Source organism: Clostridioides sp. ES-W-0016-02 (genome assembly GCF_020641035.1).
Classification (GTDB): domain Bacteria; phylum Bacillota; class Clostridia; order Peptostreptococcales; family Peptostreptococcaceae; genus Clostridioides.
Map to the genome: position 1 here is coordinate 3,699,860 of NZ_CP061361.1, position 13,915 is coordinate 3,713,774.

The 13,915-nt window shown below is 29.4% G+C and carries 11 protein-coding genes and 1 riboswitch; of the genes, 2 read left to right on the plus strand and 9 right to left on the minus strand.

The genetic code is table 11. From position 1 onward, the window contains the following. Positions 1-69: 69 nt before the first annotated feature. The 9 genes from IC758_RS17160 to IC758_RS17200 form a co-directional block, all read right to left on the minus strand. Positions 70-831, minus strand: a complete 762-nt coding sequence (locus tag IC758_RS17160) for an ABC transporter ATP-binding protein (RefSeq protein WP_227481883.1) — start codon at positions 829-831, stop codon at positions 70-72. Positions 832-845: 14 nt separating this feature from the next. Continuing rightward, on the minus strand, positions 846-2,381 hold the full coding sequence (locus tag IC758_RS17165) for a glycine betaine ABC transporter substrate-binding protein (RefSeq protein WP_227433733.1): 1,536 nt from the start codon (positions 2,379-2,381) through the stop codon (positions 846-848). A 364-nt stretch (positions 2,382-2,745) separates the two neighbouring features. Further along, the gene (locus IC758_RS17170; RefSeq protein ID WP_227860634.1) at positions 2,746-4,986 is read right to left on the minus strand and encodes an ATP-binding cassette domain-containing protein; all 2,241 of its coding nucleotides are present in this window, start codon (positions 4,984-4,986) and stop codon (positions 2,746-2,748) included. A gap of 257 nt (positions 4,987-5,243) precedes the next feature. Next, on the minus strand, positions 5,244-6,044 hold the full coding sequence (locus IC758_RS17175) for a PIG-L family deacetylase (RefSeq protein WP_227824468.1): 801 nt from the start codon (positions 6,042-6,044) through the stop codon (positions 5,244-5,246). A 358-nt stretch (positions 6,045-6,402) separates the two neighbouring features. Further along, entirely contained in the window at positions 6,403-7,278 is an 876-nt protein-coding gene (hslO, locus tag IC758_RS17180) for an Hsp33 family molecular chaperone HslO (RefSeq protein ID WP_227433730.1), read from the minus strand. 170 nt (positions 7,279-7,448) lie between these two features. Then, the gene (locus tag IC758_RS17185) at positions 7,449-8,195 is read right to left on the minus strand and encodes a class I SAM-dependent DNA methyltransferase (RefSeq protein WP_227831537.1); all 747 of its coding nucleotides are present in this window, start codon (positions 8,193-8,195) and stop codon (positions 7,449-7,451) included. Continuing rightward, positions 8,182-8,415, minus strand: coding sequence for a small, acid-soluble spore protein, alpha/beta type (locus tag IC758_RS17190; RefSeq protein WP_227433989.1), 234 nt, complete (start codon positions 8,413-8,415; stop codon positions 8,182-8,184). Before IC758_RS17190 ends, IC758_RS17185 begins: the two co-directional genes overlap by 14 nt. A 256-nt stretch (positions 8,416-8,671) precedes the next feature. Then, positions 8,672-9,790, minus strand: coding sequence for an N-acetyldiaminopimelate deacetylase (locus tag IC758_RS17195; RefSeq protein WP_227835087.1), 1,119 nt, complete (start codon positions 9,788-9,790; stop codon positions 8,672-8,674). 206 nt (positions 9,791-9,996) lie between these two features. Continuing rightward, the gene (locus IC758_RS17200) at positions 9,997-11,190 is read right to left on the minus strand and encodes an L-serine ammonia-lyase (protein WP_227433727.1); all 1,194 of its coding nucleotides are present in this window, start codon (positions 11,188-11,190) and stop codon (positions 9,997-9,999) included. A 323-nt stretch (positions 11,191-11,513) separates the two neighbouring features. Between IC758_RS17200 and dapA the strand changes: the two genes are divergently transcribed. Both dapA and IC758_RS17210 read left to right on the plus strand, forming a co-directional pair. After that, positions 11,514-12,395 (plus strand): 4-hydroxy-tetrahydrodipicolinate synthase, encoded by an 882-nt coding sequence (dapA, locus tag IC758_RS17205; RefSeq protein WP_227481879.1) that lies wholly within the window; start codon positions 11,514-11,516, stop codon positions 12,393-12,395. Positions 12,396-12,472: 77 nt separating this feature from the next. Next, positions 12,473-12,647, plus strand: a riboswitch (Lysine riboswitch). A 173-nt stretch (positions 12,648-12,820) separates the two neighbouring features. Continuing rightward, the gene (locus tag IC758_RS17210; RefSeq protein ID WP_227433725.1) at positions 12,821-13,822 is read left to right on the plus strand and encodes an aspartate-semialdehyde dehydrogenase; all 1,002 of its coding nucleotides are present in this window, start codon (positions 12,821-12,823) and stop codon (positions 13,820-13,822) included. The last annotated feature ends 93 nt before the right edge of the window (positions 13,823-13,915 follow it).

Sequence of the window (13,915 nt, forward strand, 5' to 3'; positions counted from 1 at the left end):
ATACGACTTAAAGTTAACTCAAGGTCAATAGCTTTTCAGTATTATCATAATTTAATTTTTGGATTAACTTTATTCTTTTAAGTCATCATAACTTGTTATAGATTTTTTTACATTCAGTAATTGGTCTACAAATTGATTCGCAGGAGCATTTAAAATATTTTCAGGAGTATCATATTGTTGAATGACTCCATGATTCAATACTAAAGTTTTTGTACCCAAAATCAAGGCCTCATAAATATCATGTGTAATAAAGATAATCGTAATTCCTGTTTTTTTATGAATTTCTTTTATCTCTTTTTGTAACTGTTTTCGTGTAATTTCATCAACAGCTCCAAAAGGTTCATCCATCAATAAGATTTCTGGCGAAGAAGCTAAAGCACGTGCAATCCCTACACGCTGTTGCTGACCACCTGATAATTCAGATGGGTATCTTGTTTTCATATCATTTGGTAATCCTACGATTTGCATCCATTTGTCTACAGCATTTTTTATCTCTAACTTATTTTTTCGATTAAGGAGATTTGGCACATATGAAATATTTTCTTCAACAGTCATATGAGGAAAAAGAACACTTCCCTGCACACAATAGCCTATTTTTCTTCTTAATTTAATTAAGTCCTCATTTTTAATGTCTGTTTTATTAATTAAAATATCTCCTCCATCTGGCAAAATAAGACCATTAATCATTTTTAGAAGTGTTGTTTTTCCACTTCCAGATGACCCAATAACAGTTAAAAATTCTCCTTTTTCTATATCTAAATTTAGATTATTTATGATTGTTTTATCATTATATTGTTTTTCAATATTTTTAAATTGTATAATAGGTGTCATTATATTTCCTCCAATTATAAAAGTCCCTTTTTGTTCAAAAACTCATGTGCAACTTCTCTAGGCTCTAAATTATTATTTTCTACATCGTAATTCAATTTAGCCATCTCTTTATCAGTTAAAATATTTTTAACCATCTGGAATACTTTTGAAAGCTCTGGGTGTTCCTCTAACACCTCTGAACGAATAACATTTCCACATTGATAAGATGGATAAAAGCTTTTATCATCATTTAAAACTACAACATCTGAAACACTATACTGACCATCAGTTGTAAATATAGGCATTACATCAATTTTTCCCTCATTGATTGCCTGATATTTAAGTCCAATATCTAAATCAACTGTGTTTTTAAAGTGTAAGTCATAGGTATTGCATAGTGGAGTATAGCCATCTTCTCTTTCATAAAAATCATACTCTGCACCAAATGTCAATTTAGAAGATATATCTCTCAAATCTGAGATATTCTTTAATTTATATTTATCTGCAATTTCTTTTCTGACTGCCAACGCATAACTATTAGAAAAACCATACATCCCAGTCCACTGCATTTTAAGTTTAGTTTTATATTCAGATTGTAATTTCTCAAACATATTTTCAGTGTATAATTCATTTTTCTTCAGTACCATATTCCATCCTGTCCCTGTATACTCTGGATAAATATCAAATTCTCCATTCTCCATAGCTGGCTGAATATTGGATGTTCCTCCGCCTACACCTTGTGTAATTTCTACTTTTAAATCTGTATTTTTTTCAATTAAAATATCCAACATTTCACCAAGAATATATTGTTCAGTCATTGGTTTTGTAGCAATATGAATAGTTTGAGTCTTTGCAGAGTTAAAAAAATAAGATGTAAAGATAGTTGTTATGAGGATAAGACTTCCTAGAATGGCAAATACTTTTTTCCTATTTTTCTTTTTTCTTTTTCTTTGTAAAAATCTTTCTACTAATCCTAGAATAAAATCAAATAACAAAGCCAATAGAGCAATAAGAATGCTTCCAGTGACTGTCATTACTGTGTTGTTTGTTGTGATTCCTCTATATATAGCTACCCCCAGACCACCAGCACCTATAAATGAAGCGATACCAGTCAATGCAATTGTCATAATAACCATGTTTCTAATCCCAGACATAATAACAGGTAAGGCTAGTGGAAGTTTTATTTTATATAGTATCTGAAAGTCTGTACTTCCCATACCTTTCGCTGCTTCAAGTATATTTTTATCTACGTTAGTAATTCCAGTATATGTATTTCTAACCATAGGTAATAATGCATATATAGTAAGAGCAATAACAGCTGTAGTATTTCCAATTCCAGATAATGGTATCAAAAAACCTAACATAGAAATAGATGGTATAGTGTATAGAAAATTGATAGTCCCCAAGATGGGCTTAGAAGACTTGTGAAATTCACTTACAATGATACCAATTATACCACCTAAAACAATTGCAATTATTATAGAAATAATAGAAATTGTCAAATGTTCGATGGATAGTTTTATAAAAAAATCACTTCTTTCAGATAATAGCGTTAGCATATCGTTTAGCATTACTTACACTCCTTTTATGAGTTTTACTTAATAAGATTCAAATTATAAAATTATAGTTTAGTTATAGACTGCATCTTACTACACTAAGTAAATTATTCCATAAATTACATGTTAAGGTCATAATATCAAACTTTCAAGTAGACACTAAAAAGTAACTAATAGAAAATCCTACCTTGTCAATCTTCATGAAAATAATAAAAAATGTCAGAACCGTTAAAAACTTGCTATTTAAACGGATTTCTGACACTATATTTAATTAAATTTGAATATTTATCATATTATTTATTATTGTTAAACTTAACTATCATATTATATACCCATTATATTTACTCATATATCATCTATATTTATTGTATTTTATTTATTATACTATATATTTTGCTGTTAGCGATATTTTATTGTTAGACAATTGTTTTGGAGTTCCTTCAAAGATTACTTTCCCACCTTTTGTCCCTCCCTCAGGACCCATATCAATAATCCAATCTGCTCTTTTAATTATATCTATATTATGTTCAATTATGATAACTGTATTTCCATTATCTACAATCTCTTCAATTATACTTATAAAATTTTCAATGTCAGCCATATGAAGACCTGTTGTCGGCTCATCTAATATATACACTGAACTTTCCTTATTTAATTCATTAGCAAGCTTTAATCTTTGACACTCTCCTCCAGATAATGTATCCAGAGTTTGCCCTAAAGTAAGGTATCCGATTCCCATTTTTTCAATGCACTGTAATTTCTTTTTAATCTGTTTTAGACTAAAAAATTCAATCGCATCTGAAACCGACATTTCAAGAATTTCTATTATATTTTGCCCTTGAAATCTATATTCTAAAACTTCTTTTTTAAATTTTTTTCCTTCACAAATATTGCAAGTGCTTTTTATACTTTCCATAAATGCAAGGTTTGTTTGTACTGTTCCAGAGCCTTTACAATTATCACAAGCTCCTTCTGAGTTTGAGCTAAACAAAGACGCTTTAACACCATTTACTTTTGCAAAACTGTTTCTTATATCGTTCATAATTCCACTATATGTTGCTAAGCTTGACCTAGAATTAGCTGATACAGGGCTTTGGTCTATTAATACAGCATCTGTATTTTGCTTTAAAAATTCATGTTTAATTAATGTACTCTTACCAGCTCCTGCTACTCCTGTCACTAAAGTTAATACACCTTTAGGTATCTTTATAGATATATTTTTTAAATTGTTTTTATTACAATCTTTAACCTCTAAATATCCTCTATGTTCTCTTACATTTTCCTTAATAGAAAGAGCTTTATTTAAGGCATTTCCTGTCAATGTCCCACTTGAAAGCAACTTTTCATAACTTCCTTCATATACAACTTTACCCCCATACCTACCAGCTTTTGGACCTACATCTACAATGTGGTCTGCAATTTTAATAACATCTGGGTCATGCTCAACAACTATAATTGTATTTCCTTTATCACGTAATTTTCTTAGAAGATTATTTAATTTATAAACATCTCTTGGATGAAGACCTATACTTGGCTCATCAAAAATATACATCAAATCTACAAGGTTACTATTTAAATATTTTACCATCTTTACACGCTGAGATTCTCCACCTGATAGTGATGATGTTTCCCTATCTAAAGTTAAGTACCCTAGACCTATATCTATGATGTTATTTAGTTTTTCTAGTATTCCTTTAAGTAGAGGTTGTGCTTCTGGCTCATTTATATCTTTAATAACCTTAACTAATTCATCAAGTTGCATACTTGTCAAGTCTGCAATATTGTAGCCATTAATTAAAGATTTATATACGCTTTCATGAAGTCTTCTTCCATTGCAAACAGGACACTTGTCTTCTATAAGGAGTTTACTCAATTTTTTCTTAGTAGTCTCAGAAATTTCTCCTTCTTTACTTAGATATAGACGATTAAACTTAACCATTAAGCCTTCATATGTCATATTTATTTTTCCAGTTTCTTCTACTGTAATCTTTTCTGGCTCACCATATAAAAATTTTTTCAGCTCTTTCTCTGAATAATCACATATTTTCTTATCAATATTAAAGTATCCTGATTCGGCAAATATATTCCAGTGCCAAGAACCCACTCCGAAACCTGAAAGCAAAATAGCACCCTCATTTAGCGATTTATTCATATCAAGAATATGCTTCATGTTAGGTATTAGTTTTTTCCCAAGCCCATGACAATCTGGACACATACCATTAACATCATTAAAGGAAAACATGTTAGCATTACCTATATGCTTGCTTCCAAATCTAGAATATAAAGCCCTTAAAAAGGAATTTACATCTGTGATAGTACCTAAGGTTGACCTTGAATTACCTCCAAGTCTACTTTGGTCTATAATAATCGGTGTTGATAAATTTTCTATACAATCAGCTTTAACTTCTCCATACTTAGGTAAAAAACTTCTTACAAAAGTACTAAATCTCTCATTTAATTGACGTTGTGATTCTTTTGCAATTGTTTCAAAAACAATAGACGATTTTCCAGAACCAGATACACCTGTAAATATAGTTATTTTTCTTTTTGGTATTTTTAATGAAATATTATCTAGATTATTTTCCTTACATCCTTTTAAAACTATAAATTCATTACCCATACTTTACCCTCCTAAATTGTTTTTATAGCAAATTATAGCACGTGACCTATCCCTTGGTTGTATACTGTAGGGTTTAAAATTTCATATAAAAAGTCTATATAAACTTATTAAGAGCATAAAAAAAGTACCTCAAAATGATTTTTAAAATCATAACTGAGATACTAAACCTTGTCTAATCATAATATATTCTTATTATCCTCAAATACTTTTTTATCATTAGTAAATAATATTTTTAAGATACCTTTATGTAAATTACTTTAATCTTCACTTAACACAGACGTAAGTTCAGGGTCATTTAAAAGGTTTTCAAAATAGCTATGTGCTGAGATATACCCTATACCATACATTTTTCGTTTTGAATTTACAACCTTATATTCATAACACGCACTTTTGACCTTACTATAATCATTAAAATTAGTTGCTTTATAAATAGCTCTTTCATTTCTTGGTATGTACTTTACATATTTTGGTTTTATAAAATACAAGTCATCTTTTATCTTACGTTCACGTTTAAGCTTCTTTAAAACTGCCCCATTTTTTCTATGCATTATATGGTCATCGTACTTATAATGATGAGCTATATGAGTGACATCACCCTTAAATTTATGTTCAAAATCTAATATTGTCTTTTCCATTAACTTATAATGTGTCCCCTCTTTTTTATCTATATCAGCAAGTATAATTATATTTTGTTGTTTTACTCCAAGCTCTTTTAGTGCTGACTTAAATTCATTGTTCCTAAGCTCTTCCTTTTGCTTCCTAGTTAAATTTCTAAATTTAGTATTAGCTCTAAAAACGTTCACTCCAGAGCCATCTGATACCAACACAACATATACATTATCAGTTCCACATTGTTTTATTGCATTAACAATAGCACTTCCTCCCCATAAGACTTCATCATCTTGATGCTGTGGGTAAAATACAGCATTAGATTTAAATTTTCTGCTATTGCTCTGTGGAATAGGTGTCTCGAGTTTACCATTAAGGTTAATAGCCATTATAAATATCATAAACAGTATTAATATACTTATGACTATGTGCTTTTTTTTGTTTTCCATTCTTAAAATTTTCTCCTTTTTATCAATTCAAATATCTTGTAAATTTTTGTTGTAAATAGGTTAAAATACACAAATTATTTTACAATAATTTGTAGCTTTATACAATCTTTGACACAAGGCACAATAAACTAAAAAAGCTCTCCAATCGCAATATTACAAATACTGCAATTAGAAAGCCCTTTAATTCTTAAAATTTATTAAGTTTATCTTTCTCAACATATCTTAGATTTCTTTCTTAACATCTTTTAACATATAACTCTTATTTTTAATGAATTATATTTAAATTTCTATATTAATACTGATATTTTAATATTTCACTATTAATGCTACTATTTTAATATTCCACATTCATTTTATTCTACATTTCCTTTAAAATTTCAATCAACTCTTCTTCACTATACATATATTTCTCGTTACAGAACTGACATCCAACTTCTGCCTGTTTATCTTCTTCTATTATTTGAGCCAAAGATTTTTTCCCTATTGCCACTAAAGCAGTTTTCACTCTTTCCTTTGAGCACTCACACTCAAATCCAACTTCACAAGTATCAAGTACTTTAGGCTCTAAACCATCTAAAACTCTATTTAATATATCTTCTGGTAAGTTTCCTTCCTTTAACATATTAGTTATTGAAGGTAATTTAGCTACATTTTCTTCTAATTTTGCGATAGTTTCTTCTTCTGCATCTGGCATTAATTGAACTATAAAGCCTCCAGCAAACTCAACTTCATCCTCTTTTGTAAGAACACCTAAAGCTACCACTGATGGAGTTTGTTCTGACACTGCAAAGTAATAAGTAAAGTCTTCTGCAATTTCTCCACTTACTAATGGATAAGTTCCATTATATGGCTCTCTAAGACCTAAGTCTTTAATAACTTTTACAACACCTTCTGTCCCCACTGCTGCTGCAACATTCAACTTTCCATTTGGATAATCTTCAACTTCTACATGAGGATTTCCTACATAGCCTTTTACTATCCCCTTAGAATTTGCTGTTGCGATGATAGTTCCAATTGGTCCACCACCTTTTATTATTACAGTCAATTTATCACTGTCATTTTTCATCATCAATCCCATTATAGATGTTGCTGTTAATGTTCTACCAAGTGCTGCTGTTGCTACTTTTGTAGTTTCATGTAATCTTCTAGCTTCTTCTACTGTATTTCTAGTAGTTGCAACAAATGCTCTAACTTGACCATTTCCTGATGTCGCTCTTAGTACATAATCTTTCATCTGTATTCCTCCACATTTTGTTAATCATACTATTTTTCTATATTATTATTTTTTCTATATTACTACTTTAAATTACTTTAATTTTTAATACAGAAAACTTTACCTTTTTTATTTTTACCAATAATATTTTATATTAATAACACTTCTTTTTGTACACAACAAGAAAAGCTTTATTTTTTACATACAAAGAATATCCTTTGACTTTCTTCATTAGGTTTTTCAAATGTAAAATCTCCATAAGATTTTATATCCCTAAATCCAGATTTTTTAAGCATATCAATTATTTCATCCTCAGTATATGCCCTTTGTTGATGTACTTCTTCAAATCTTTCAAACTTTCCATCTTCATCTTTAATAAAAAATGTCAGTTCCATTTCAATCAAATTTTCTTCATCATCAAAGTAATTTTGCCACATATAAGCTATATCTTCTCTGTTTTCTCCATACATATTATCTCCTAATATATTGGCTAATTTATAAAATGAACTTATATCAAATATAAAGATTCCATCTTTCTTTAATAATTCATATGTTTTTGAAAATACATTTTCTAAATCATCATCATAAGTTATATAATTAAATCCATCACAAGCACAAAGTACACAATCCAAATCGGATATATCAAAGTCCAGCTCTGATATATCTTGTTGAAGTAAAACTAACTCTACGCCTTCTTTTTCTGCCTTTTCTCTTGCTACACTAAGCATTTCATCAGATATATCAATTCCAGCTATATCATAGCTCTTTTTAGTTAATGGAATTGTGAGATTACCTGTACCACATGCTAATTCCAATATATTTTTTACTTTTACACCTTCATTAGCTATTATATCTTCTATATATTTAACCCATCCATCATAATCAACTTCATTCATAAGTTCATCATATACAAACGCAAAATCACTATATTGACTCATCCTTTTTATTCTGCCCCTCCACAATCTTTCTCAGCCTCTTTTTGCGTGATGTAAGCATACCTCCAATTCTTCCAGCTTCTTTAGCTGTAAGTCCTGCCCACCCACGTTCTCCAACTTTGTCCATAAGACCTAGTTCAGAGGCTATCTCATATTTCATTATATCATCATTTGTCAATATTTTAGTATTCTTGCCATTAGTTATCTTCTTTTCTCTTTTCATATTTTCTTTCAAAAAAATCACCCCTTCTTATTTGTATTTTTGTCAATTAAAAGAAATTTATACAAATAAGTAAGGGGTATTTATCAATTCATATGTTTTTAAATATAAGTATTTTAAACTTATAACTTTTTAAAATTATTCTTTCTAAGTATGTGTTATTTATAATTTTAATATATGTTATTTACAGTCTTACCAAAAAAATTGGCCTTTTTCTCTAAGCTATCTACAACTTATTCATTGCAAAACTGAATATATTTTAATCTATTGCTTTTTTATATTTTAATAGTTTTGCATAGACATTTAGTGCATTCACACATATTTTTTCATCAAAGTTAAAGTTTATATTATGAAGTCCATTTACAAATCCTTTTTTTTCATTTCTTGAGCCCAACATAAAGAACAGTCCTGGAACTTCTTTTTGATAATAAGAGAAATCTTCTGATATCATAAGTGGGTCTAATTCTATAGCCGTATCCTTTCCAACAGCTTCTACAAACTCTTTATACAAGTCCTTATCGTTTTTAACAGCTATATAATCATCCATAATATTTATATTTACCTTACAGTTATAAGACAATTCAAAGCCTCTAGCTAGTTCTTTAACTCTAAGTTTCATTCTCTCATACACTTCTGGATTAAAACATCTAATAGTGCCTTCCATCTTTATATTTTCAGCTATTATATTTCTTCTAGCCCCTCCTTCAATTCTACCTATAGTCAACACTGCATTGTCTATTGGACTTATATTTCTTGATACTATAGTTTGAAGTGAACTTATAAAGTTTGAAGCTATCACTATACCATCAATTCCATTCTGTGGCATAGCTCCATGTCCACTTTTAGATACTATTTCTATATCAATATCTCCTATTTGAGCCATGAAGTATCCTTCTCTTGTACCTACATAACCTTCTGGTAATTCTGGGTATATATGAAGCCCATATATCTCATCCACATTGTATTTTTTAAGCACACCTGCATCTATCAATGCTTTTGCTCCACCTGGCCCTTCTTCTGCTGGTTGGAATATAAATACAACATTATCATTTAAATCTTCTTTATTATCATTTAAATACTCAATTAATCCAAGCAATATAGTAGCATGTCCATCATGGCCACATAAATGTTTTACACCTTCTTCACTACGAAGACCATCTATATCAGCTCTAAAAGCTATATCTTTTCTTGGCCTTTTACCTTCTATCACACCTACTATTCCTGTTTCTAAATAAACTTCATATTCAACTCCTATTTTATCAAGATAATCCCTTATATATTTTGAAGTCTTATACTCTTTTCTTCCAATTTCTGCAATAGGATTTAATGCATTCCTATGCTTGTAAAGTTGTTCTTGTAAATACGATGCCTCTCTCATGTAATCTCCTCCAAATTATAATTTATTATAAAAATATTTCTATATCTCTTATAATTAAAATATTATATAATATACTTTCATATTTAAAAATAAAAAACTAAATTGAATATAAAAATATTTTGCATTATTAAATAATTCACCATTAATAATAATTCCCCTGTTTCATAAATCAAAACAGGGGAATTATTATTGAAAAATTTTTAATTTTAGCAAGAGAAGAAGTGTTTAGCAAGTCCACCTTTTGCAGTTTCTTTGTATTTATCCATCATATCGATACCAGTTTCTTTCATTGTTTCAACGACTTGGTCCAAGGAGACAGAATGTGAGCCATCAGTTAATAATGCATACTTAGCTGCATCATAAGCTCTTTGAGCTGCCATTGCATTTCTTTCTATACATGGAATTTGAACATATCCATATACAGGGTCACAAGTCATTCCTAGATGATGTTCAAGTGCTATCTCTGCTGCATATTCAATATGGTCTATAGTACCACCCTTTAAATACGCTACTGCCGCTGCTGCCATCGAACAAGCTGCTCCAACCTCACCTTGACATCCTACTTCTGCACCAGATATTGATGCATTAGTTTTTATTATATTTCCAATTATTCCAGCTACAAGTAATGCTTCAATTATTTTTTCATCATCGTATTTATAAAAATCTTGCATTGCAAAGAATATTCCTGGTATTACCCCAGCAGAACCACAAGTCGGTGCTGTAACTATTATATTACCAGAAGCATTTTGCTCTGAAGCTGCTAGTGCATATGCATATACAAGTGTTGAAAAACTTTTATCTTCTTGATACGCTTTATAAAAATTATTTGCTCTTCTTTTTAATAATAATTTACCTGGTATTACTTCATCTGTGCTTAGTCCATCATCAATAGATTTTCTCATAGCATCTTTTATAGTTTTTATATAGTCTTTTATATCAGATGGTTCACATTCTAACACAAAATCAACTAAAGTTTTATTATTTTCTTTACACCATTTCACTATTTCATCCATAGTGTCTAAGTGATATATACTATTGCTTTTACTGTTTCTTTGACCTTCTTCTGCTATAGTTCCTCCACCAACAGAATATACAGTCCATTCAGCTGTCACATTTCCATCTTTATCTAAAGCTTCAAACTTCATTCCATTTGGATGAAAATCTTTTATTATATCTTCCTCCCAAACGATTTCAACTTTCTTTGGAGCTATAGTTTTTTCAATTATATAATCTGTTAAGTGACCTTTTCCTGTAGCAGCTAAACTACCATATAATATTGCTCTAAAACTTTCTGCATCTGGATTTTCATTTTTAAATCTTTCCGCTGCTCTTTGTGGCCCCATAGTATGAGAACTTGAAGGTCCACTTCCTATTTTAAAAAGTTCCTTTAAAGTATCCATATTATTCCTCCTAAATTTTCTATGTTAATGCTTATTATTTATTTTTACGCACATATTTATTATAACCTAAATATATTAATTATTAGTTATTAAATTCGCATAAAATTTATTTTTTATTTCCATTTTGGTATATTTTATTAAATTAATATGCATATTTTGAGAATAAAACATTTATTTTAAATTTTTTTAATATTAATATAATATAAATATCTTACTTTATACAGTTAAGATATTAACTATACCTATTAAAATTAATTAATTTGTACTATAATTATTATTGTACTTAAAAAATTAAATTTAAATAAAAAAGGAGATTTGATTATATGTTATTTAAAGGTTCTGCTGTTGCTTTAGTTACCCCATTTACGGAGGATAACAATGTCAACTTTGAAAAATTAGGTGAATTAATCGAATACCATATTGAAAATGACACAGATGCACTAGTTGTTTGTGGAACAACAGGTGAAGCTACTACTATGAGTGAATCTGAGATTTTTGCTGTAATAAAATATACAGTTGAAAAAGTCAACAAGAGAATACCAGTTATAGCAGGTACTGGTTCAAACAATACTATGTTGTCTGTTCATATGAGCCAAGAAGCTGAAAAATTGGGAGTGGATGGTCTTTTAATCATAACTCCTTACTATAATAAGACTAATGAAAAAGGTCTTAAACTTCACTTTGAAACAATAGCAAAAAGCGTTAAATTACCAATTATTTTATATAATGTACCAGGAAGAACTAAGGTAAATATAAAGCCATCTGTTGTGGCTGAGCTTGCTAAAATAGATAATATAGTTGCTGTGAAGGAAGCTAGTGGAGATTTAGCTCAGGTTGCAGAAATAGCTAAATTAGTGCCTAAAGACTTCGCTATATACTCCGGTAATGATGATACTATACTACCTCTATTATCATTAGGTGGAAGTGGTGTTATCTCTGTACTTGCTAATATATGCCCTAAAGAAACCCATGATTTAGTAACTAAATTCTTTGAAGGTGACATTGAAGGCTCTAAAAAATTACAACTTGATATGGATACTTTAATTGACGCCTTATTTATAGAAGTAAATCCAGTTCCAGTTAAAACTGCTATGAATATTTTAGGTTTTAATGTTGGAGATTTAAGACTTCCTTTAGCTGAAATGGAAGAAGCTAATCTTAATGTCTTAAAACAAGAATTGACAAATTTTGGATTTAAATTTTAGCAATATTTCTATAAATAAGTTGATTTTTTCTAAAATATGTATTATTATTAGAATAATCAAATTTTAATATCCTATTAACCTAGGGTAGAGGTAGCTGTAAATAAGAGTATCCAATAGGAGCTGGCAAGCGTTAATGATTGGAAAAAGGATTTATAGCCGAAGAAAATATTTCTTGCAATAATATTTTCTGGGATTACACATAAGATGTGTAATACTGTCACTTATTTGTATAGGTGATGAGCTACAGGGTTTACTTTGAGTGATAAACTAGACGTACAAAGTATACCTTTGTACGTTTTTTGTATATAATTAAAGTTGTTAATATAATATTAAAGTTTTTAGACATATAAAAATATTAACATATCTTACTTGTATAGCTAAAATCAAATAATGTTTTAATAATTAAAAATTGGGGTGAATTTAATATGAAAAAAGTAAATGTGGCAATAGTTGGTGCTACTGGAATGGTAGGTAGAACATTTTTAAAAGTATTAGAAGAAAGAAATTTTCCAATAGAAAATCTATTTTTATTCTCTTCTTCTAAATCTGCTGGTTCTAAAGTAATGTTTTGTGGTAAAGAATATATAGTAGAAGAATTAAAAGAAACTTCATTTACTGATAGAGGAATACAAATAGCGTTATTCTCTGCTGGAGGAAGCATTAGTGAAAAATATGCTCCAATAGCTGCATCAAATGGAATCTTGGTAGTAGATAACTCTAGTCAATGGAGAATGAATCCAGATGTTCCTTTGGTTGTTCCTGAGGTAAATCCAGAAGCTATAAAAAAACATAAAGGTATAATAGCTAATCCAAACTGCTCTACTATACAAGCTATGGTTCCTCTTAAACCTCTTGATGACAAATACAAAATTAAGAGAGTTGTTTACTCTACTTACCAAGCTGTATCTGGTTCTGGTGTTAAAGGGGTTGAAGATTTAGAAAAAGGAATGACTGGTAATCCTACTGGATTCTATCCACATCAAATTTCTTATAACTGTCTTCCTCATATAGATTCATTTACTGAAAATGGATATACTAAGGAAGAAATGAAAATGGTAAACGAAACTATGAAAATACTTGATAACTACGACTTAAAAATAACTGCAACTACTGTAAGAGTTCCAGTAAAAAATGGTCATAGTGAATCTATAAACATTGAGTTTAATAATCCATTTGAATTAGAAGACTTAGTAAAAACACTTGAAGAAGCTCCAGGAGTTGTAGTAGTTGATAATCCTGCTAAAAATGAATATCCAACTGCTGTAGAATTTGATGATAGAGATGAAGTGTTTGTTGGAAGAATTAGAAGAGACTTTAGTGTTGATAATGGTGTAAACCTTTGGGTTGTTGCTGACAATATAAGAAAAGGTGCTGCAACTAATGCAATCCAAATAGCTGAAATGGCTATATCATATGATTTAGTATAGTATACAAATTTGTATAAATATATGATTTTGTAAAATATTAATAATAAGTAAAGATAAGCATTAGAAGTAACTGTAATATAAAACACAAAACTA